This is a genomic window from Ectorhizobium quercum (genome assembly GCF_026552795.1).
GTDB lineage: Bacteria > Pseudomonadota > Alphaproteobacteria > Rhizobiales > Rhizobiaceae > Ectorhizobium > Ectorhizobium quercum.
Window position 1 is genome coordinate 483,769 of record NZ_JANFPI010000001.1, and the last position, 21,117, is coordinate 504,885.

At 63.5% G+C, this 21,117-nt stretch carries 19 protein-coding genes and 1 pseudogene; 9 read left to right on the forward strand and 11 right to left on the reverse strand.

Translation table 11 applies throughout. The annotated features are described in order from the left end of the window. The first annotated feature begins 14 nt into the window (after positions 1-14). Positions 15-1,451, forward strand: a complete 1,437-nt coding sequence (locus tag NOF55_RS02205; protein ID WP_306409674.1) for an amidase — start codon at positions 15-17, stop codon at positions 1,449-1,451. A 10-nt stretch (positions 1,452-1,461) separates the two neighbouring features. Next, a complete protein-coding gene (locus NOF55_RS02210; RefSeq protein WP_306409675.1) occupies positions 1,462-2,082 on the forward strand; it encodes an FMN-binding negative transcriptional regulator in 621 nt (206 codons plus the stop codon). Positions 2,083-2,245: 163 nt separating this feature from the next. Here NOF55_RS02210 and NOF55_RS02215 read toward each other — a convergent pair whose 3' ends face one another. Next, the gene (locus NOF55_RS02215; protein WP_306409676.1) at positions 2,246-2,689 is read right to left on the reverse strand and encodes a type 2 periplasmic-binding domain-containing protein; all 444 of its coding nucleotides are present in this window, start codon (positions 2,687-2,689) and stop codon (positions 2,246-2,248) included. An 11-nt stretch (positions 2,690-2,700) separates the two neighbouring features. Here NOF55_RS02215 and NOF55_RS02220 point away from each other — a divergent pair. Continuing rightward, positions 2,701-3,036: pseudogene (locus tag NOF55_RS02220) on the forward strand (hypothetical protein); the annotation flags it as partial. Here NOF55_RS02220 and NOF55_RS02225 read toward each other — a convergent pair. Next, positions 3,013-3,840, reverse strand: a complete 828-nt coding sequence (locus tag NOF55_RS02225; RefSeq protein WP_306409677.1) for a helix-turn-helix transcriptional regulator — start codon at positions 3,838-3,840, stop codon at positions 3,013-3,015. The pseudogene NOF55_RS02220 and the gene NOF55_RS02225 overlap by 24 nt on opposite strands. 99 nt (positions 3,841-3,939) lie before the next feature. Here NOF55_RS02225 and NOF55_RS02230 point away from each other — a divergent pair, with 99 nt between their 5' ends. Together NOF55_RS02230 and NOF55_RS02235 are read left to right on the forward strand one after the other, a co-directional pair. Continuing rightward, positions 3,940-4,839 carry an SDR family oxidoreductase gene (locus tag NOF55_RS02230; RefSeq protein ID WP_306409678.1) on the forward strand — a complete coding sequence of 300 codons (900 nt, stop codon included), beginning with the start codon at positions 3,940-3,942 and terminating at the stop codon, positions 4,837-4,839. 199 nt (positions 4,840-5,038) lie between these two features. Next, positions 5,039-5,389 carry a VOC family protein gene (locus tag NOF55_RS02235; protein ID WP_306409679.1) on the forward strand — a complete coding sequence of 117 codons (351 nt, stop codon included), beginning with the start codon at positions 5,039-5,041 and terminating at the stop codon, positions 5,387-5,389. Positions 5,390-5,864: 475 nt separating this feature from the next. Here the strand turns inward: NOF55_RS02235 and NOF55_RS02240 are convergent, their stop codons facing one another. The 7 genes from NOF55_RS02240 to NOF55_RS02270 all read right to left on the reverse strand — a co-directional run bounded on the left by NOF55_RS02240 (position 5,865) and on the right by NOF55_RS02270 (position 12,712). Further along, complete coding sequence (locus tag NOF55_RS02240; protein ID WP_306409680.1) at positions 5,865-6,623, reverse strand: ABC transporter ATP-binding protein; 759 nt, start codon at positions 6,621-6,623, stop codon at positions 5,865-5,867. After that, a complete protein-coding gene (locus tag NOF55_RS02245; RefSeq protein ID WP_306409681.1) occupies positions 6,620-7,453 on the reverse strand; it encodes an ABC transporter ATP-binding protein in 834 nt (277 codons plus the stop codon). Before NOF55_RS02245 ends, NOF55_RS02240 begins: the two co-directional genes overlap by 4 nt. Then, positions 7,450-8,379 (reverse strand): ABC transporter permease, encoded by a 930-nt coding sequence (locus NOF55_RS02250; protein WP_306409682.1) that lies wholly within the window; start codon positions 8,377-8,379, stop codon positions 7,450-7,452. Before NOF55_RS02250 ends, NOF55_RS02245 begins: the two co-directional genes overlap by 4 nt. Then, on the reverse strand, positions 8,376-9,443 hold the full coding sequence (locus tag NOF55_RS02255; protein WP_306409683.1) for an ABC transporter permease: 1,068 nt from the start codon (positions 9,441-9,443) through the stop codon (positions 8,376-8,378). The genes NOF55_RS02250 and NOF55_RS02255 overlap by 4 nt, the downstream gene beginning before the upstream one ends. Before the next feature lie 18 nt (positions 9,444-9,461). After that, positions 9,462-11,072, reverse strand: a complete 1,611-nt coding sequence (locus NOF55_RS02260; protein ID WP_370868873.1) for an ABC transporter substrate-binding protein — start codon at positions 11,070-11,072, stop codon at positions 9,462-9,464. 783 nt (positions 11,073-11,855) lie between these two features. Further along, on the reverse strand, positions 11,856-12,095 hold the full coding sequence (locus NOF55_RS02265; protein WP_306410199.1) for a hypothetical protein: 240 nt from the start codon (positions 12,093-12,095) through the stop codon (positions 11,856-11,858). 215 nt (positions 12,096-12,310) lie between these two features. After that, a complete protein-coding gene (locus NOF55_RS02270) occupies positions 12,311-12,712 on the reverse strand; it encodes a response regulator (protein ID WP_306409685.1) in 402 nt (133 codons plus the stop codon). A 353-nt stretch (positions 12,713-13,065) separates the two neighbouring features. Between NOF55_RS02270 and NOF55_RS02275 the strand changes: the two genes are divergently transcribed. Beyond that, on the forward strand, positions 13,066-17,460 hold the full coding sequence (locus NOF55_RS02275) for a chemotaxis protein CheB (protein ID WP_306410177.1): 4,395 nt from the start codon (positions 13,066-13,068) through the stop codon (positions 17,458-17,460). A 65-nt stretch (positions 17,461-17,525) separates the two neighbouring features. Here the strand turns inward: NOF55_RS02275 and NOF55_RS02280 are convergent, their stop codons facing one another. Next, positions 17,526-17,894, reverse strand: a complete 369-nt coding sequence (locus NOF55_RS02280; protein ID WP_306409686.1) for a PRC-barrel domain-containing protein — start codon at positions 17,892-17,894, stop codon at positions 17,526-17,528. A gap of 288 nt (positions 17,895-18,182) precedes the next feature. On the opposite strand from NOF55_RS02280, the gene NOF55_RS02285 reads away from it, so the two are divergent. Beyond that, positions 18,183-18,353, forward strand: a complete 171-nt coding sequence (locus tag NOF55_RS02285) for a DUF3309 family protein (RefSeq protein WP_306409687.1) — start codon at positions 18,183-18,185, stop codon at positions 18,351-18,353. A 189-nt stretch (positions 18,354-18,542) separates the two neighbouring features. Further along, positions 18,543-18,827 carry a hypothetical protein gene (locus NOF55_RS02290; RefSeq protein ID WP_306410178.1) on the forward strand — a complete coding sequence of 95 codons (285 nt, stop codon included), beginning with the start codon at positions 18,543-18,545 and terminating at the stop codon, positions 18,825-18,827. Positions 18,828-18,866: 39 nt separating this feature from the next. On the opposite strand, the gene NOF55_RS02295 is transcribed toward NOF55_RS02290, so the two are convergent. Next, the gene (locus tag NOF55_RS02295; RefSeq protein WP_306409688.1) at positions 18,867-19,751 is read right to left on the reverse strand and encodes a LysR family transcriptional regulator; all 885 of its coding nucleotides are present in this window, start codon (positions 19,749-19,751) and stop codon (positions 18,867-18,869) included. 122 nt (positions 19,752-19,873) lie between these two features. Here NOF55_RS02295 and NOF55_RS02300 point away from each other — a divergent pair, with 122 nt between their 5' ends. After that, entirely contained in the window at positions 19,874-21,115 is a 1,242-nt protein-coding gene (locus tag NOF55_RS02300) for an FAD-dependent oxidoreductase (protein ID WP_306409689.1), read from the forward strand. Positions 21,116-21,117: the final 2 nt, after the last annotated feature.

The following is a 21,117-nucleotide window of genomic DNA, read 5'->3' on the forward strand; positions in this document are numbered from 1 at the left end:
AGAGCGAACGCGGAATGACGATGCGGGATTTCAATTATGAAACGTCTGACGCCGTGGGCGTTGCCGAGGCCATCGCCGCCGGTGTCCTCACACCGGGGGAGGCCGTGGAGGAGGCGTTCGCCGCCATCGGCAGGGTCAATCCCGCCTTGAATGCCGTCATCCTCGAAATGCGGGAGGCGGCTGAGGCGCAGCTCGCGGCGCTTCCGGCGGATGCCCCCTTGCGGGGCGTTCCTGTCCTGCTGAAGGACGACTGCCCGTCCTATGCCGGTGTCGCCATGTCCTTCGGCTGCCGGGCGGCGGTCGGCAACGTGTCGAGGACCGATCATGCCATCGTGACCCGCTATCGCGCGGCGGGTCTCGTCGTCGTCGGTAAGACGAACATGCCGGAAATGTCCTGCAACATCGCGACGGAGCCGACCCTGCACGGCGCCACGCTCAACCCCTGGAATGTCGAGCGCAGCGTCGGCGGCTCGTCCGGCGGTTCCGCCGCCGCCGTCGCCTCGGGCATGGTGCCGGTGGCCTATGGAAACGACGGCGCGGGCTCGATCCGTATTCCCGCAGCCAATACCGGTCTTTTCGGCCTCAAGCCGTCGCGCGGCCGCACGCCCTGCGGTCCGGTCTCCTCGGAAAACTGGGGCGGTCTCGTCTGTCACCATGTGCTGACGCGCAGCGTCCGCGATTCAGCCCTGATGCTGGATCTGACGTCCGCGCAGGAACCGGGCGCGCTCTATGCCGCGCCCGTGCCCCGGGGCAGCTTCCTTTCTGCGTTGAATGCAAAATCAGGCCCGATGCGCATCGGGATCGTGTCCGATGCCGGTCTCGGCATGCCGGTCGACCCCGAAGTGGGCGCGGCTCTGGATCGTGCAGCGACGAAGATGGAGGCGCTCGGCCATGCCGTCGTTCCGATTGCGTTCGCCCATGACGGCGAGGCGCTGGCCGACGCGCTGCAAAAGCTGATCGCCACCTATACGGCCATCGAGGTGGACGATATCGCACGCGACATGGCTTGCCCTGCCGATGACCGGCATTTCGAGCCGGTGAACCTCGCGCTGGCCGACTACGGCCGCAGCCTGGCGGCGACGGACGTCATCCGGGCGCGCAGCCTTGCGAATGCGACCGCGCGTTGCTTTGCCCGTACCTTCTCCGACGTCGATATGGTCATGTCTCCGGTGACACCCTGCCTGCCGCAGCCGCTGGGGACGTTCGATGTGCGCAGCGCGGACTGGCGGCATTTCATCGGACTGTTCCTTTCAGGGAGCGTGTTCACGCATCCCGCCAACGCGGCGGGCATTCCTGCGATGAGCGTTCCGCTGGAGACGAGCGCGAGCGGCTTGCCCGTCGGCACGCAATTCATGGCTCCTTACGGCGAAGAAGCACGGCTTCTCATGCTCGCGGCCGATCTCGAACGTCATTATCCGTGGTCGGCCCGCCGTCCGCTCATTCATGCCTGAGGCTTTCCCGATGCTCTATACCAAGCCCTATTTCGCCCCCCAGGCAGACGAGGAAATTTTCGATCTCGTGGACAGGGTGGTGCTCGGAACCCTGATCACGCCGCACGAGGAGGGCGTGGCGATCTCGCATCCGATCTTCATGGCCGACAGGAAGCGCAATCGCCTCGTGTCGCATCTGGCTGCCGGCAACGATCATACCGATCTGATCCGCCACGGCCTGCCTTCGGTTGCGGTTCTGATGGATGCCGGAAGCTACATTTCCTCCTCCTGGTATCCCGCCGCGCCGGCGCGCGACAGTGCCCCCACCTGGAATTTCATGGTCGTTCATTTTCATGGAAAACCCGAACTCATGTCGACGGCGGCGACGGCGAAACATCTGAGCGATCTCGTTTCCCATATGGAAAAAGGCCGCGACAAGGCCTGGAAGATGGGGGAGCTGGGCCCCGGAGGACTTGAACGGCGCCTGCCGAATATCCTCGGTTACGAATTGCCGATCGAGCGGGTGGAGACCCGCTTCAAGCTCGGGCAGGACGAACGCCGGCGTGACATGCTGGCGGCGGAGGACAAGCTGCGGGAGGAAGGAAAAACGGAACTGGCCGCACGAATGGCACAATACCGCCCCGAGGAGTGACCCTGGGGAGGGGTCTCAACAAGCGCAGCCTTTCAACAGAATGCGCCCCCGTTCATCACGGGGCAATATCACGCCCGGTGAATTTGCAATGAAAATGGCTATGGAACACAGGCCGCAAGAGGCCTGATCTGCTCCCGAAAAGGTTTGGGAGCAGATCGGATCGTCAGCCGCTCGACCAGGCGGACGGCTCAAGGTCGAGGTTGGGATAAAGCGCCTTGACGGCAGCGATGTCGTCGTGGAGTTCGGCGATCAGCCAGTCCCGGACCTGCGTGACGATCGGGCGGGCGGGCTTGTCGCGCAGCCGGATGAGATGGCATTGCCGGCCCGTCTTCATGAGGTGCTCGCTTGCCGGCACGAGCGCGGCCGTGCGCAGCCAGTGGGCGACGACGTTCAGCCATCCGAGCGCCACGCCCTGTCCCAACAACGCTGCCTGAACCACGATCGCATAGTCGGAAAAGATCATCGAATTGACTGCGTCGCCATCATTGGCGGGAGAAAACAGGCTGGACCAGTTCGGCTGGGCATCGCTGAGATTGATCGTCGTGTCGGGAGCGCGCCTGACATTGATGCCGTCCAGGCCGTGGCTTTCCCGATAGGGGGCCCGCAAGCGTCGCGACGGGCGATACGTCGGTCGCCGTGGGCTCGCAGTCTTCGGCCGCCGGCGACGGGGCATCGGCAAGCGAGGGGAACAGCGTGGCGCTGGGTGCCGGTTCAACGACGTCCGAGGTCGTCGCAACCACTGGCACCACGATCCGAGGGCAGGGCTATACCTTTGCCGGCGGCACGCCGGTGGGCACGGTATCGATCGGCTCGGAAGGCGCGGAGCGTACCCTGACCAATGTCGCGGCGGGCCGCATCGGCGCCGGCTCGACCGACGCCGTGAACGGCTCGCAGCTCCACGCCACCAATCATGTGGACCGGCACCCTGCCTCAGCGGCACGCCGCCGAAATCAGGGAGCGAAAATGGTCCGTCAGCTCAGAGTTCGCCGGGCTGTAAACCATCATGTTGAGGTCGGATCGTCCTTCGACTGCAAAGGTCGAGAATTCAAGTTCTATCGGCCCGAGGACAGGGTGGTGGAGACGCTTGACGCCTTCTTGGAACCCAGCGATTTCGTTATCGTCCCACAGCGCCTTGAATTCGGGGCTGCTGGCCGAAAGCTCATCGACCAACCGCTGAATTTCCACGCCGGCACCTGCACGCGTGGCATCGGCGCGGAAAGCGCCGACGACATAGCGGGCGACACTCTGCCAATCGTCTTGCGCCGCACGTATCCGCTCGTCGGAGAACATCAGGCGAAGGATGTTGCGCCCATCCTTGGGGAGCCTGGCATAGTCCGTCAGAATTACGGTTGCTGCCGCGTTCCATGCCACCACATCCCATGTGGCCGTCCTGATAATGGCAGGGCTGAAGCGCATGGCATCAAGGACGCGTTGCAGCCGCGGGGTAATGCTTTCGAACTGGCGGTATCGCGCCTCCGGCGGATGGCCGAAAGCGAGAATGTGAAGGTGGTCGCGTTCGGGCTCTGTCAGCATGAGCGCAGTGGCAATTCGATCGAGCACATGTGCTGAAGGCGCTCCGCCGCGCCCCTGTTCCAGCCAGGTGTACCAGGTCGGGCTTATGTTCGCGCGCTGGGCGACCTCTTCGCGACGCAGGCCCGGCGTGCGGCGGCGCCCAACCTGGAAGCCGAACGTCGCGGGATCAAGCCGCATGCGCCGGTCGCGCAGGAATGTGCCCAGGATGTTTTCGAAGTCGCTCACGCTCGTGATCCTGTTGGTAATTATACCATGATAAAGTCACTACTTTAACAGGACAATTTTTCATGAGATCAAGCGGCACGTCAATGTCGGAGACTTTCCATGCGTATTTTCCTAACGGGTGCCACGGGTTTCATCGGGTCCCGCATTCTTCCCGAATTGCTCGCCGCCGGCCATGAAGTGATCGGCCTCACCCGCTCCAGGGCCGGAGCGAACGCCCTGGCGGCGGCAGGCGCAGACGCTCATCTCGGCACGCTGGAGGATCCGGCCGGGCTCGCAGACGGAGCTCGGAACGCAGACGCCGTGATCCATACTGCCTTTGATCATGATTTCACGAATTTCGTGGCGAATTGCGAGAAGGATCGCGGCGTCATTGCTGCGCTCGGGTCTGTGCTGAGAGGGTCGGATCGGCCGCTGCTCATCACTTCGGGCGTTGGCATGGGGGACCCACGCGATGGCCGACCTGCCAGGGAAGACGTCTTTGATGCACATCATTCCAATCCGCGCATCGCGTCGGAACTGGCGGGGCAGGCCTTGCTCGAAGCGGGCGTGAACCTGTCTGTGGTGCGACTTCCGCAGGTCCACGATACCTTCAGGCAGGGCCTGGTCTCGCCCTATATCGAGATGGCGCGGGAGAAGGGCGTGGTCGCCTATGTCGGGCAAGGCGCCAACCGTTGGGCGGCCGGCCACGTACTCGATGTGGCAAAACTCTATGTGCTTGCCGTTGAGCGCGCCGAGGCAGGTGCCCGCTACCATGCTGTTGCAGAAGAAGGCGTGGCGGCGCGGGACATAGCCGAGGTGGTTGCTGGCGGTCTCGCCCTCCCGACCGTCTCCCTTTCGCCGGACGAAGCGGCACCGCATTTCGGCTGGTTCGCGATGTTCGCCGCGGCAGACATGGTGGCATCCAGCGCGCAGACGCGTGAGAAACTGGGTTGGACGCCGACTGGTCCTGGCCTGCTCGAAGACCTGCGGCAGATGGATTATTCCGCGAAAACGGCCTGACGCCGTCAGTCCGCTTCCAGCCAAAGCCAGCCTCTCAACTCCCGGCCTCAACGTGATCGCCGGCGCGGACCTGACGCTTTTCCGCGAGCGGATGGCCCAAGGTTTTTCTCTTGCAGCCTTGCGGAGTGGGCGTCCGGTGGGGAACCTCAGGTCGTCTGAAACAGTTTTTGATGCTGGCAGCCAAAGCGAGGACATTGCCATGCTGAGAGTCGGTTCAATAGTCTGGGGTGTGGAAAACGTTCCAAGGGCCATCGCGTTCTGGTGCGCCGCCTTGAACTACAAACCCCTGAGAGAACCTGCGGTCGATTGGGCGATACTGGTGCCAAAGGAAGGGCCGGGCGTTCAGCTTGCGATCGACAAGGCCGATGTCGGCCCCTCCAGGGAGCGGCCCCGGCACCATCTGGATCTTTATGCCGATGACCAGAAGAAGGAAATCGCCCGGCTTCTTTCACTCGGTGCATCCGAAGTGGAGAGAGAGTATCCCGAAGACGCAGATTACGTCGTTCTGGCCGACCCCGATGGCAATCGATTCTGCGTGATACAGAAGTAGACGGAGATCGGCTCCGCTATTCGATGGAAGCTCCGGGAAGCAAGCCGGGTGTCGTTGCGCAAGCCTGCGGAGCAGTGCCCGGCGAGCGTTCCGCTCGGCTTTAACGGATCGAAGGCGAGGTCGCGCTTATCGGCGGGCTTGAGACGTGGGCGGAGTGCGTCCGCCTGACTATGTGCGGGCCGGCGCTGCCCAAACGCTCACCAGAATTAGGGATGGCGACAGCGAAGACGACGTGGCCGGGCTTTTCAATCCTGCCTTCGTGATTTGAACTGGAAAGCAGAAGGCTTGCCCGGCCGGGCTATCGGCTCACCGGACATTCGAATGCCCCCGGTGCTTTCGAGCCCGGCTACTTCGGTCAGACCGACCATACAGCCGAGCGCAAGCTGTTGACCTCCGGTGCCACGCTCAAGACGGTCTGGAGCGATCTCGCCAGCGTCGCCAATATACGGGTCTGACGGCGGGGCCGTCACCAATGTCACCTTCCGGACCTGCCAAACCCTTCACTGGCGATCAGGAGCTGGCGGGTGTAGTCCGCGGAGAATTCACGCTTTTCCAGCGCCTCGGGCAGCAGTGTCTCGACGACCGCGCCATTCTTCATCACGGCCAGCCGGTCGCACATATGGCTGACGACGCCGAGATCGTGGCTGACCATGATGAAGGTCAGGCCTCGCTCGGTCCGAGCCTGTTCGAGCAGGTTGAGGATTTCCGCCTGGATGGAGGCGTCGAGCGCCGAGGTCGGCTCGTCGAGCAGCAGGATCTTCGGCTCCACGATCAGCGCCCGGGCAATCGCGATGCGCTGGCGCTGCCCGCCGGAAAGCTGGTGCGAGTAGCGGAAGCGGAAGCCGGAACCGAGCCCCACCTCATCCAGCGCCCGGGCGATGCGCACCTCGCTGTCGGAAAAACCGTGGATCGCCAGCGGTTCGGAAAGCAGCCGGTCCACCGTCTGGCGCGGATGCAGCGAGCCGTAGGGGTCCTGGAACACCATCTGCACGGTGCGATAGAAATCCTTGTCGCGCCCCCGGCCGGGATAATCGCGGCCATTGACGGCAAGCGTGCCCTTCTCGAACACGTTGAGTCCGGCGATGGCGCGCAGAAGCGTCGATTTGCCCGAGCCGGATTCACCGACGATGCCGAAGGATTCTTTCTGGGCGACATCGATACTGACATCCTTCAGCGCGACGAAATCGTCGAAGGCGACCTGCATGTCGCGGATGGAAACGGCGGGATTGTTCATTCGGCCCACTCCGCCTGGCGCTTGAGAACGGGAAGCGGGTGCCGATGGCTGCCGATCACCGGCAGGCAATTCAAAAGCCCCTGCGTATAGGGATGCTTCGCGTTCCTGAGATCGGCCGAGGGCAGTTCCTCGACGATCCGGCCCGCATACATCACCAGCACCCGGTCGCAGAAGGAAGAGACGAGGCGCAGGTCGTGGGAAATGAAGATCAGCCCCATGCCGCGTTCGGCCACCAGCTTGTCCAGGATCGACAGCACTTCGAGCTGCACGGTCACGTCGAGCGCCGAGGTCGGCTCGTCGGCGATCAGCAGTTCCGGCCCGCAGACCAGCATCATGGCGATCATCGCCCGCTGGCCCATGCCGCCGGAAACCTCGTGCGGATAGAGGTCGAAGACCCGCTCCGCGTCACGGATCTGCACCGCCTCCAGCATGGCGAGCGCCCGCCCGCGCGCCTCGGCCTTCGAAATCTTCTCATGCGTCCTGAGCGTCTCGACGATCTGCCGGCCGATGGTCATCACCGGGTTGAGCGAATATTTCGGGTCCTGGAGGATCATCGCCACCCGCCGGCCGCGCAAGGCCCGGCGCTCCCGGGCGCTCGCCTTCAACAGGTCGATGCCGGAGAACTCGAGCGTCTCGGCGGAAATCGCCGCATGGCCCGGTGTCAACCCCATGATCGCGCGGCCCGTCTGCGACTTGCCGGAGCCGGATTCGCCGACGATGCCGAGCCGCTCCTTTCCGAGCGTGAAAGAAACGCCGCGCACCGCCTCCACCCGGCCAGTGCGGGTCGGGAAAGCCACACGCAGGTCCTTGACCGTCAGAAGCGGCGTCATTGCCCCGCCTCCTTCGGGTCGAGCGCATCGCGCAACCCGTCGCCGAGCAGGTTGAAGCCGAGGCTGACGATCAGGATGGCGAAGCCGGGCATCGCCGCCACCCACCACTGATCGAGAATGAAGCGTCTTCCGGAGGCGATCATCGCCCCCCATTCGGGCATCGGCGGCTGCGCCCCGAGGCCGAGGAAGCCGAGGCCCGCAGCAGTCAGGATGATGCCCGCCATGTCGAGCGTGACGCGCACGATCAGCGACGACATGCACAGCGGCATGACGTGGCGAGCCACGATGCGGAAGGGCGAGGCGCCCATCAGCTTTACCGCCTGGATGAAATCGGAATTGCGGAAGGTCATGGTCTCGGCCCGCGCGATGCGCGCATAGGGCGGCCATGAGGTGACGGCGATGGCGAGAATGGCGTTCTCTATGCCGGGTCCCAGCGCCGCCACAAGAGCCAGCGCCAGAACCAGCTTCGGAAAGGCGAGAAAGATGTCGGTGATGCGCATCAGCACCGCATCGACCCAGCCGCCCGCATAGCCGGACACCGTGCCGACGATGAGGCCGATGGGCGCGGCGATGATAGCGACGAGCCCGACGACGAGCAATGTCAGCCGCGAACCGTGGATGAGCCGCGAGAGAATGTCGCGGCCCTGGTCGTCGGTGCCGAGCAGGTAGCCGTCCGTTCCCGGTGGCAGCAGGCGCGCGCCGCGCAGGTTGCCCTGTACCGGCGAATACGGCGCAAGCTGGTCTGCGAAAATCGCGATGAAGACCAGCGCCAGGATGATGGCGAGCCCGATGAGCGCCAGCCGGTTCTCCGAAAATCTTCGCCAGACGATATAGGCGCGGCCGAGCCTTGCCTGCGCGCGCGATTGCGGCCGGTCGGACAATAGCCATTCCCGGAAGGTGGGTGGGGTTTCGGCGGTCTGGCTCATTGGCTGCGCGTCCTCGGGTCCAGCGTGCGGTAGATGAGGTCCGACAGGAGGTTGATGCCGATGAAGACGGAACCGATGATGATGGTTCCGCCAAGCACGGCGTTCATGTCGGCGTTCAGCAGCGAATTGGTGATGTAGAGGCCGAGCCCCGGCCAGGCGAAGACGGTTTCGGTCAGCACCGATCCCTCCAGAAGCCCCGCATAGGAAAGGGCGATCACCGTCACCAACGGAACGGCGGCGTTTCTCAGCGCATGGAACCAGATGATCCGCGTCTCCGAAAGCCCCTTGGCGCGGGCGGCGACGATATATTCCTGTTGCAGTTCGGCGAGCATGAAAGAGCGCGTCATGCGGCTGATATAGGCAAGCGAGAAATAGCCGAGCAGCGAGGCGGGCAGCACGATATGCCGGAAGATGTCGCGGAAGGCGCCCCAGTTGCGCTGCCACGCCGCATCGAGGAGATAGAGCCCGGTGATCGGCGTGAAGGTATATTCGTACACCACGTCGATGCGCCCCGGCCCCGCCGTCCAGCCGAGCCGGGCGTAGAAGATCAAGAGCGCGATCAGCCCGAGCCAGAAGATCGGCACCGAATAGCCGACGAGCCCGATCACCCGCACGATCTGGTCGATGATGCTGCCGCGCCTCACCGCCGCCAGCACCCCGAGTGGCACCCCGAGAAGCGCCCCGATCAGCGTGCCGAGCGAGGCGAGCTCGATCGTCGCCGGAAAGAAGCGGCGGATATCCGTCATTACCGGGTTGGAGGTCATGACGGAGCGGCCGAACTCGCCGGTCGCCGCGTTCTTCACATAGATTGCGAACTGCTCGATCAGCGGCCTGTTCAGGCCCAGTTCCTCGCGGGTGCGCTCCACCAGATGCGCCGGCGCCCGGTCGCCGACGATGGCGAGAACCGGATCGACGGGAATGACCCGGCCGATAAAGAAGGTCACGGCCAGCAGGCCGAGGAAGGTGGTGATCACCGTCACGAGGAAACCTGCGACGGCAGTCAGCCGGGCAGGAGCGCGGCTCTTGCCGCGCCCCGTCCGCTCAATCGGTTCGACGATGCTCAAGACTCCGGTCTTTCCCGATCAATCCTTGGAGACGTTGAAGACGTAGTTGGCATCGAAGGTCGGCCCGAGCCGGTAGCCCGAAATGCCCTTGCGCACGCCCGCCACCTCGGTCTGCTGGAAGATCGTCACGTAGGGCCCGGTTTCGCGGACCTGCTTCTGAAGGTCCTGATAGAGCTGCACGCGCTTTTCGGTGTCCGTTTCCAGAACGGCGGCGCGGGTGGCGGCCGTCAGTTCCGGAATGTCCCAGGCATTGCGCCAGGCGAGCGTCGTCGAGGACGCACCGTCGGCATTGTCGGGGTTGCTGGCGAAGGTATCGGCGTTGGTGTGCGGGTCCCAGTAATCCGCGCCCCACTGGCCGATATACAGGTCATGGTTGCGGGCGCGGTACTTGGTCAGCGTCTGGCTGCCGTCGCCGGGAATGATCTCCAGCTTGATCCCGGCCTGGGCGAAGGTCTGCTGCACGCTTTCGGCAATGCCCGTCACCGGCTGCGTGTTGCGCACGTCCATCGTGATGGTGAAGCCGTTTTCGAGCCCCGCCTGCGCCAGCAGTTCCTTGGCCTTGTCGACGTCGAGCGTGTAGGGCTTTTCGTCGGAGGCGCCGAGCATGCCGACCGGCAGGAAGTTCTGGTGGACGGTGCCGATGCCCTTGATCAGCGTCTCGCCGATGCCGTCGTAATCGACGAGATATTTCATCGCCTCGCGCACTTCCGGCCTGGAAAGGATTTCATGCTTCTGGTTGAGGCTGAAATAATAGATCGTGCTCTTCGGCGCGCTGGTGACGGTCAGGTCTTCATTCGCCGACACGGCGTCGAGATCGCCGGGCTCCAGGTTGCGCGCCACGTCGATGTCGCCGGCCTGCAACAGCAGGCGCTGCGTGGCGCTTTCCTTCACGTGCCGGTAGATGACGCGGTCGAGCTTCGCCTTCTCGCCGTAATAGTTGTCGTTGCGTTCGAGAACGAGGATCTCGTTGGCGCGCCAGTCGCGGATCGTCAGCGGGCCGGACCCGGCATAATTGGTCTTCAACCATCCGTTGCCGAGATCGCCGTCTGCCTCGTGCTCCTCGACCAGCGCCTTGTCCACCACTGCCGCGACGCTTGCCGTCAGGCAGTTCAGCACGAAGGTCGGCGCGTAGGCCTCGTCAGTGGTCAGCACGAAGGTCAGTTCGTCCTCCGCCTTGGCCGTCTCCTCGATATTGTCGGTGGAAAGGCCGAGCTGCGTCAGGATGAAGGCCGGGTTCTTGTCGAGCTTGATCGCCCGCTGGATGGAGTAGGCCACGTCCTCGGCCGTCACCGGGTTGCCGGAGGCGAAGGTGAGCCCCGGCTTGATCTTGAACGTATAGGTCTTGCCGTCCTCGGAAATGGTCCAGCTTTCGGCGATGTCGCCGACAAGCTCCTCGGGCTTGTCGATGTTAAAGCGCACGAGGCGGTCGTAGCTGTTGCCGAGAATCTCGCCGGCGCTGATTTCGAAGGATTCGGCCGGATCGAGCGTGATGATGTCGTCGATCGCCCAGGCGAGAACCAGCGTGTCCTTCGGCGTCTCGGCGAAGGCCTGCGGTGCCAGCGCCATCAGCGCCGACATGGCCGCGCCGGCCGCCAGCATTCGGGCGTTACGATTGAATTTCATGTGCATAGTCGTCATTCCCCTGATCGTTAAGATAGGCATGGATCGCAACATGCCGACGGACACCCGGCACCGGTTCTCATGGCGGATATTCTTGACAGCGAATATAAGGCTATCCCGCGTTCCGAAGCCTCGCAACCAGTTTCTGGCGTCCTCTACGCCGCCGGGATTTCGACCGCGTAGATTATGCTATAGTCGCAGCGGGTTGATTGTTGCCGGAAGACGATCTCTATTCCCGGCCCGCGCAGTTGAGGCTCCCGCCTTCTTTCCGATTTTCAATCCGAGTGGCCCATGTCGATTTCAGATGCGATCTACCGTCCCTTCGACAGGTCATCGTCAACGGCGTAACGCAACAGGGCGCTTCCGCTTTCCTGCAGAGCGAGTGGCCGCTGTTGACGGTCCTCGGGCTTTTGATCTTTCCGGCCATACCGGCGCCGATCTTCGTCGAACGCTCGCGCCGCACGGCTAAGCAGCGCAGCCCCGTGGCCGGCGCCATTCGCCGCATCCTTCTGAAGGCGGTTCAGACCCGGCGTCAACACATCTATAGGACGTCGGAGTGGCCAGAGCCTGTCCGTGGCCACTGGTGCCGCGTGCGGGCGGATGCGCGCAAGCATGTGGCATATCGGCCGGAAAACGGTCGGGAACGTCTGACGCAGGCCGCGGCGGAGCATGCCTGTCCCCCAAGTATCCGGGGAGGGCGCAGCACCGCCGATGCGAAGCATGCGCGCGCCGATGCGCCGGCGATCGGAAGAATGCGCATCGCTTTCTGGAACGGCAAAGGGAAGGCCATTGTCACCGACGAGCGTCGTTCCGCTGGCGCTCTCTGTCGCGGAGTTCCGGTTTCGCCTTTCCTGCGGATGCGCTATCGCGTGCGTTATCAACCAGGGCGAAAGGAACCATCACCGGAGCGGCGATCACCATGCCGGTGGCTAGGCCGGCTTGGCAATGCGCGGGCATGGGGGAGGAAAGAATATTGCAGTTGGCGCAACCGGCCAGCATCAGCGAAGCAAGGACGACAGAAAATTCTTTCAACGGTTTCTCTTCCCGGATCGGCGCTACAGAAGACACTGAAAGGGGCTCATCGAGTAGATTGGCCCGATCGGTCCTGACCCTAGGTTGCCAATGAGGCACCGGTCAAGCGTGCCTTCGAAACGCGACATCGATGAAAATGCAAGAATATCTTGATTGAATTGATGTTTTTTCCATTTTCCAGTCAACCTTCCGGCCCGGTCGGCACCTCGGCCAGCCTATCGGTCCGGTATTGGCGCGGCCGTCAACGCCTTCTGGATGGCACGGGCGAGATCCGGATCGAGGAACGGTTTCTGCACGATGATGGCGTCCGGCATACGGGAGCGGACGCCGGCGCGGTCTCCGCTGACGAACAGATGCGGGACGAAGCGATGGCGCACGATTTCCTGAACCGCATCCACGCCGCTGCCGTCCCGCAGCGATGCGTCCGCGATGATCAGATCCGGCTCGTGTTCCGCCGCCGCCGCCACGGCGTCGGTCACGGTCTGCGCGATCGCACAGATGCTATGCCCCATCTCCGCCAGCACATCCTCATAGAGCATGCCGATCAGGGCATCGTCCTCGATGACGAGGACGCGGTGCGCCGATACGGGCGCCTTGTTCGTCTCTGGTGTCTTCATCCGGCCGCTCGCGCTCTTAATTTCCGTTCTGCCTTGACCTTGACGCTTTCGCAGCGCCAATGATCTCCGCATGGATGCGTGTTCCGGTCAAGTCATAGCCGGATGACGCCTGTCCGCGCAGGGACGGAAACTACTCAGTCCCTGACTTGTGGGCTTTTTTGACTTGCGCGGCAACACGGGGGCCCTGATGGCGGGTCGAACGCCAAGACAGGGCACGCCACCGTCTGCATGCCGGCAGCGTCAGCTGTCTGTCGCAGAGTTCCGTGTGAACCAGGGATTCCGCTTCCCCCTTCTCCTCCTCCCGATTGAGTGAAAGTGATGTCGCAATGACCCAGACAGACCCCTCCGGGGACATGGCCGCGCGTGGGCCGCCGCATGGGTTCGGGGATTTTCCCGTTGTCGGGATAGGCGCCTCCGCGGGCGGGCTGGATGCCTGCGCACGATTTCTCGATGCCTTGCCGTCCGCCAGCGGAATGGCTTTCATTCTCGTGCAGCATCTCGATCCGACCCACGAAAGCATGATGGTGGAGCTGCTGGCGCCTCATACCGCGATGACTGTGGTGCAGGCCGATGACGGCATGCGGCTCGAACGCGACCATCTCTATGTCATCCCCCCCGGCACATATCTTTCGGTGGCATCCGGCGGCACGCTCCACCTCTCCGCACCCGAGGCGCCTCACGGCGCCCGCATGCCGTTCGACTTCCTGCTGCGGTCGCTGGCGGAGAAATTGCACGAGCGTGCGGTCTGCGTGGTTCTGTCCGGAACCGGCGCCGACGGCAGTCTCGGCCTGAAGGCCGTCAAGGAAAAGGGCGGCCTCGTCATTGCGCAGGATCCGGCCGAGGCGGCGCATGACGGCATGCCGGGCAGCGCGATCCTCACCGGGGCGGTCGATCTCGTGCTGCCCCTGGCGGGCATTCCCGCCGCTCTTGTGCGGTTTCATCGCCGCCTGTCTCGCATCCGCGCGGCGGCTCCACCGCAGGCGCGGAAGGCCGGCGAGGATTGGCTTCCCGCGATCATCGAGCTTCTGCGGGAGAAGACGACCCATGATTTCAGGCTCTACAAGGACGGCACGCTGCGGCGGCGGATCGAGCGCCGCATGGCGATGGCGGCGGTGGAGATCGACGACATCAACCGGTATGTCGAGATATTGAAGGACGATTCCCGCGAACTCGACCGCCTTGCGACGGATCTGCTGATCAATGTCACGAGTTTCTTCCGGGATCCCGGCGTCTTCGACGTTCTGGCCAGGACGATCGTTCCCGATCTGGTCAGGAATCATTCCATCGACCAGCCCTTGCGCATCTGGATCGCCGGATGCAGCACGGGCGAGGAAACCTATTCGCTTGCCATGCTGTTTCGCGAGGAGATAACCGCCGCGAAACGGGAGATCAAGCTTCAGATCTTCGCCTCCGATATCGATGCCGACGCCGTGGCGACGGCCCGGGAGGGGGTCTATCCGCCATCGATCGCAGCAGAGGTGTCGCCAGAGAGACTGGCGCGGTTCTTTTCGAAGGACGATCACGGCTACAGGATCCTGCCCGAACTGCGCGCGGCCATCGTCTTCGCGGTGCAGGATGTCCTGACCGATCCGCCGTTTTCGCGCCTCGACCTGGTCTCATGCCGCAATCTGCTGATCTATCTGCTGCCGGAAGCCCAGCAGAAGGCGATTTCCTTCTTCCACTTCGCCTTGCGGGAAGGTGGCATTCTTCTGCTCGGAAGTGCGGAGACGGTCGCAGAGTCGGAAAATCGCTTCGAGGTCATATCGAAGGCGGAAAGGCTTTATCGCCACATCGGACGCAATCGTCCCGGAGAACTCGGGGTTCTGATCGGTGCGGCGGATGCAGCGCGCGGTCTCGCCCGCGCGCCGGCCGGTCAGGTTCCGTCGCGGCAGGCGGCTCTTGCCGAGGAGTGCCGTCGCCTGGTCATGGACATCTACGCGCCCGCGGCGGTGCTGATCAACCGCAAGCTGGAATGCCTCTACTCGCTCGGCCCCACGGAGCGTTACCTGCGGGTGCCGCAAGGCCATCCGAGCTACGATTTCCTCGCGATGGTGCGGCCGCACCTGCGCATCAAGCTGCGCGCCGCCATCCATCAGGCCATCGTGGAAAAGACGCGCATCCTGATGTCGGGCGGTCAGACGGATTATGAAGGCCGGCCGGGATCGTTCCATATCGCCGTGCATCCGGCGGCGATCGACGGCGAGGCGTTGCTGCTGATCTGCTTTCTCGACGATCCGGAGCCGGCCTTGCCGGACACGCAGCCGGATGGCCCGCAGGATGCAGCGCATGTCGCCGAACTCAGGCAGCAGCTTGCAGCGACCCGGGCGGAGCTTCAGGCTGCGATCCACAGCCTCGAAACCTCGAACGAAGAGCAGAAGGCGATCAATGAGGAAGCGCTGTCCGTCAACGAGGAATATCAGTCGACCAATGAAGAGCTGCTGACATCCAAGGAGGAACTCCAGTCGCTCAACGAGGAACTCACGGCCCTCAACGGCCAGCTTCAGGAAACGCTGGAGCGCCAGCGCACGACCGCCAGCGACCTGCAAAATATCCTCTACAGCACCGACGTGGCGACGATCTTCCTCGATCTCGGCCTCGATATCCGTTTCTTCACGCCATCGACCAGATCGCTCTTCAACATCATCCCGACCGATATCGGCCGACCGCTCGCCGACCTCAATTCGCTTGCCACGGACGATGATCTGTTGGCCGATGCCCACACGGTGTTGCAGACCCTCACCCCCATTGAGCGGGAGATTCAGGCGCGCAACGGCCTGTGGTACAACCGCCGCATCCTGCCCTATCGCGCTCAGGACGACCAGGTGGAAGGGGTGGTCATCACCTTTTCCGATATCACCGAGCGCCGGCGTGCGGTCGAGGCGCTCGAGGCGGCCAGGAAAGAGGCGCAGCAGGCCAATATCGCCAAGTCCCGCTTTCTTGCCGCCGCAAGTCACGATCTCCGCCAGCCGTTGCAGGCCCTCAATCTCATGCACGGCGCCCTGGCCCGCAAGATCCGCGACGACAGGAAGGACGAGGCGCTCGCCTTCATGACGCGCCTGGACGGGACGGCGGCGGCCATGTCCGGCATGCTCAATACGCTGCTGGATATCAACCAGCTCGAAGCCGGTACGGTTCATCCGCAATTGACAAGCTTCCGTATCGACGAACTGCTCGAACGTCTGCGCGACGAGTTCACCTATCATGCGCAGGCCCAGGCGCTTCTCCTGCGCGTCGTCGCGTGCCGTGTGTCGGTCTACAGCGATCCGCATTTGCTGGAGCAGATGATCCGAAATCTGATGGCGAACGCGCTTAAGTACACCCGGCGCGGCAAGGTGCTGCTCGGCTGCCGCAGGCATGGTGCAATGCTCCGCATCGAAATTTGGGACACCGGTGTCGGCATTGCCGAGGCGGATCTTCAGTCGATCTTCGACGAGTATCATCAGGTCGGCAACGCGGCGCGCGAACGCAGCCGGGGCCTCGGTCTCGGGCTGTCGATCGTCCAGCGTCTGGCGAGCCTGCTCGATCATCCGGTTCGCGTCCGCTCGCAGCCTGACAAGGGGTCGGTCTTCTCCATCGACGTTCCGCTTCCGCCAGGGGGCGGGCCGGAGCCCGACAAGGATTCCCATGCCGTTTCCGGCCGCCCGGACGATGATCCGGTCCCCCGGTCGATCTTCGTCATCGAGGACGATGGCGAACTGAGGGAGCTTCTGGAAGCCGTTCTCACGGAGGAAGGTTACGTCACGAAATCGGCGCCCGATGGGCTTGCCGCGCTCGATGCGCTGGCCCGCGGCGCTTTTCAGCCGGAGTTGATCCTTGCGGATTACAACCTGCCGAACGGGATGAGCGGACTGGCAGCCGCCACGACGATGAGGGAGCGCCTGCATCGTCCGGTCCCGATTGTTATCCTGACCGGCGACATATCGACGGATACCTTGCAACGGATCGCCAGCCAGGATTGCGTGCAGCTCAACAAGCCGGTCAAGACGGCGGATCTCGTGCAGACCGTCCGCCGGCTTCTCCGCGCTTCCCGGCCTCTGCTGGCCCCATCGTCACACCGGGCGGCGGAAGCGACCCGGTCGGCGGCGCAACCTGTCATCTTCGTGGTCGATGACGACAGCCACATTCGCGAGGGCTTGCGCGGCCTGCTGGAGGCGGAGGGGCTGACCGTCGAGACCTTCGCGACGTGCGAGGCGTTTCTCGGGGCCTACCGCCCCGACCGCGAGGGCTGCCTTCTGGTCGATGCCTACCTTCCGGGCATGAGCGGTCTCGAATTGCTGGAATGGCTCCGCGACAGGAAATCTGGCATGCCGTCGATCATGATCACGGGGTCCAGTGACATACCGATGGCGGTCAACGCCATGAAGGCGGGGGCTTCCGACTTTATTGAAAAACCCGTGGATCGCGGCGAGCTGCTTGCCGGCGTGAAACGCGCCCTCGAACAATCGCGCGACGCGACCAAATTGTCGGCATGGCGCAGCGTGGCGAGGGATCAGGTCGCCTCGCTGACGACGCGCCAGCGCGAGATCATGGATCTCGTGCTCGCCGGGCACCCCAGCAAGAACATCGCCGCGGATCTGGGCATCAGCCAGCGAACGGTCGAGAACCACCGGGCGGCGATCATGAGGAAGACCGGGACCAGATCCATTCCGGCCCTGGCTCGGCTGGCGCTGGCGGCGGCCTCGAACGAGCCACGTGAGCCGCCTGCCGAAGGCGCCGTCACAATGGATCATGGCTGCCGGCCGGAGTGAGCGCAGAACGGCCGGGAGCGTTCGCCCCCGGGCCGCCTGCGCTCGGCTCTGGCTGACACTGGTCTTCAAGACCAGTAGTGCGGCGCGTTATAGTAGCTGTCGACCCTGCGCCCATATTCCGGCGTCCATTCGAAGGGCGAGCTCTGGTCGTAATGGGGGGCATCCTGCAATTGCTTCTTGTCGAGATCGACGACATAGCCATCCTTCTGGCTGTCGTATTTCAGGCTGCTCCACGGCAGGGGATGGTACTTTTCGCCCATGCCGAGGAAACCGCCGAACGACATGATGGCGTAGATGGCCCGGCCGCTGGCCTTGTCCAGCATGATGTCGTCGACGCTGCCGAGCTTGTCGCCGGCCGTATTGTAGACATTGGTGCCATTCACCTTTTCGGCGGCGATCAGAGATCCGGATGTCGTCTTGGTCATGTCGGTCATTGGATGCTGTCCTTGAAAGAGAGGTGGCCCGACCGTTGCGATCCGGCTTGCCATACGATCAAGGTCATCATGCCCCGGGTCCCGGCGCCAGTGACGGAAACTACTCAAGGGGCCATCGGCGCTCATGGACAGCGCGGTGGCGCTGTCCGGCCCGCTCGCAAGCTGTCCGGCCGCCGTGAGTAGTTTCCGAGCCTGCTGCTTCACCTGCGAACCGGCTAGGGTGCGCCATCGAAGCCGTCAGCGGACCTGTCCGCTGAACGACCAACAATGAAGGCTAAGCGTATGGGAATGATTTTACTGATCCTGGTCCTGTTCCTCCTGTTCGGCGGCGGTGGCTATTACGGCTACAATCGCTATGGGAGCCGGGGGCTTGGAGGCGTGCTGGGTCTTCTGCTTCTCGTCGTCGTGGTGCTTTGGCTCATGGGCGGCCTCGGCGGACTGAACCTCGGCAGGGTCTGACCCGATCTGCCCGACGGCCTTACTGGCCTGAGGACCGCAGCGATGCCGGACATGTCTGTGCATCGTCAGCCCTTTCCCGCATCCGGTGCCCGACGGTTCCGGATGCGGTTGCATTGCAACGCCGGGATTTCCGTTCGCGACAATCGGAGACCGGACAACAGAAGACTGCCGTCCTATTCGAGGTCACGTATAATGGAACGCACCATTGAAACGGAAATTACCTTTGCCCATCCCTTTGTGCTGAGTTCGCTGGTGATACCGCTGGAGGCGGGAACCTATCGGCTCATCGTCGACGAGGAAGAAATCCCGGGCATCTCCTTCTCCGCATTCAGGAGAACAAGCACCCAGCTCGAGATACCGGCCATCGCGATAGGCATTGGCGTCAGGCAGCGCCTGCAGGTGTCTTCGCAGGAGATCGAAACCGCCCTGGCCAGGGACGCAAGGATTGGCGGTGATGCCGCCGGAACAGGATAAAGGGCTTCCCGTCCTTTGACTGCACATGGAATTTCCATGCTACGGCTTCGTCATTCCCTGCGTGCGCTCGAACTCGCCTGCCAGCCATTCATGGAGACGATGGGCCGGATGCCATGAGGGACGGGACGGCGGACGTATGAGGGTGTGGCTGAGGGTGGTGGGCTCGCCGGCGCCAGCCGGCGCAACGAGCTTTCCGGCGTCCAGATAGGGCGCGCAATAGCTGGAATAGCATACGGCGACGCCGAGACCCTGCGCTGCCGCTTCCAGGGCCGAGGCGGAAGTGTCGAGCTTGATCGGCGACATTCCGCCTTCGAGTGAGAGGCCTCTTGGCTTCGACCAGCGCTCCCAAAGCGGGTGTCGTCCCTGAACGTAGAGGCGGCGCGTGTTCGCAAGCGCTGCCTGAAGCGGCAGTTCGCGAAATGGGACTGCGAGATCCGGCGAACAGACCAGGACCAGATGCTCGGGTTTCATCCTGGGCATGGTCGAATCCGTCTCGCCGGCATCGCGAACCTCGATGGCGATATCGGCGAGTTCGATATTGGGGTCCGTCCAGATGGCGCTGTTGATGCGCAGCTCGACATCCGGATTCGGCAGGAGAAACCCGTTTACGCGCGGCAGCAGCCAAAGCGTGAGGAAGGAGAAGGGCCCCGAGACCGTGACGCTGCGGCGCAGGTTCCTGCCTTGAAGGCCCTCCGTCGCCGCTGCGGCGATGTTCAGCGATTCCGTGATGCCGGGCAGGTAGGCTTCGCCGACTTCCGTCAGTTCGAGGCCGTTCGGCTTGCGCGAGAAAAGCTTGCGGGCAAGATAGGTTTCGAGCCCGCGGACGCGCTGGCTCACGGCGGCCTGCGTGCAGCCAAGCTCCTTGGCGGCCTCCGTGAAGCTGCGATGGCGTGCCGCGGCCTCGAACGCCTGAAGATAGCTCAAAGGTGGCAGGGTTCTCATGGCGGACCGGCGGGCAACGAAAACGATGGCAGAGGGATCGTTTCTATTTCTTGGGCGGTGCGCAGGCAAGTGCCAAGATACTCCGCAGTCAACCGGAGAATCCAATGGTGCTATCGCTCCTGAAATACGGCCTGCGTCGCAGGTATGTTTCGCATGCGGACATACCTGCCACCCCGGAGTTGAAAAGGTCGTATGACGTCGTCATCATCGGCGGCGGCGGGCATGGGCTGGCAGCGGCCTATTATCTGTCGAACCTGCACGGCGTCCGCAGCATCGCCGTTCTGGAAAAAGGGTATCTGGCCGGCGGCAACACGGCGCGAAACACCACGACGATCCGTTCCAACTACATGACGGAGCAATCCGTCCGCTTCTACAAGGAAGGCGTGTCGCTGTTCGAGACGATGTCGAACGACCTCGGCTTCAACGTCATGTTCTCCCAGCGCGGCCAGCTAACGCTCGCCCATTCGGAAGCCACCTTGAGGTCGTTTCGCCTGCGGGCCGAAATGGGCAGGCACGCGGGAACGCGGATCGAGGTCGTCGACGTCGCCACGGTTCGCGAGATCTGCCCGCACGTCAATCTCGATCCGGGCGGCCAGCATGAGGTGCTCGGCGGTCTCTGGCACGAGGACGGCGGCACGGCGCGGCATGACGCGGTGGCCTGGGGTTACGCCAAGCGTGCCGCGGAGAAAGGCGTCGAAATCCATCAGCGCACGGAGGTGACGGGTTTCCGCACCGAGGCGGGCCGGATCACCCATGTCCGGACGAACCGGGGTGATATCGCAGCCGGTCAGGTTCTTCAGGCCGTGGGCGGCCTCAACGGCCAGCTGGCGGCGAAGGCCGGCATCCGCCTGCCGATCCGCAGTTTCCCGCTTCAGGCGATGGTGACGCAGCCGCTGAAGCCCTTCCTCGACATCCTTTTGTCGTCGGCCAACATGCACACCTACCTGGTGCAGTCGTCCCGCGGGGAAATCGTGATCGGCGGCGGTTCCGACCCATATCAACTCGTTTCCACCCGCTCCACCTTCGACCAGAAGGAGAGCCTGGCCGCCGGGGCGGTTCATCTCTTTCCGTTCCTTCACAATGTGAAGGTTCTTCGCCAGTGGGCGGGCATCACGGACATGACCCCGGACTACAGCCCGATCATGGGCGAATCCCCGCTGAAGAATTACTGGCTGGACTGCGGATGGGGAACCTGGGGGTTCAAGGCCACGCCCGTCGCCGGAAAGCGGATGGCCGAGACCATCGCCACCGGACGGGTTCCGGATATCCTCCATCCTTTCAGCCTCTCCCGCTTCGACCGGTTCGCGCTTGTGAACGAAATGGGCGCAACGGCAGCGAGCCATTGAGA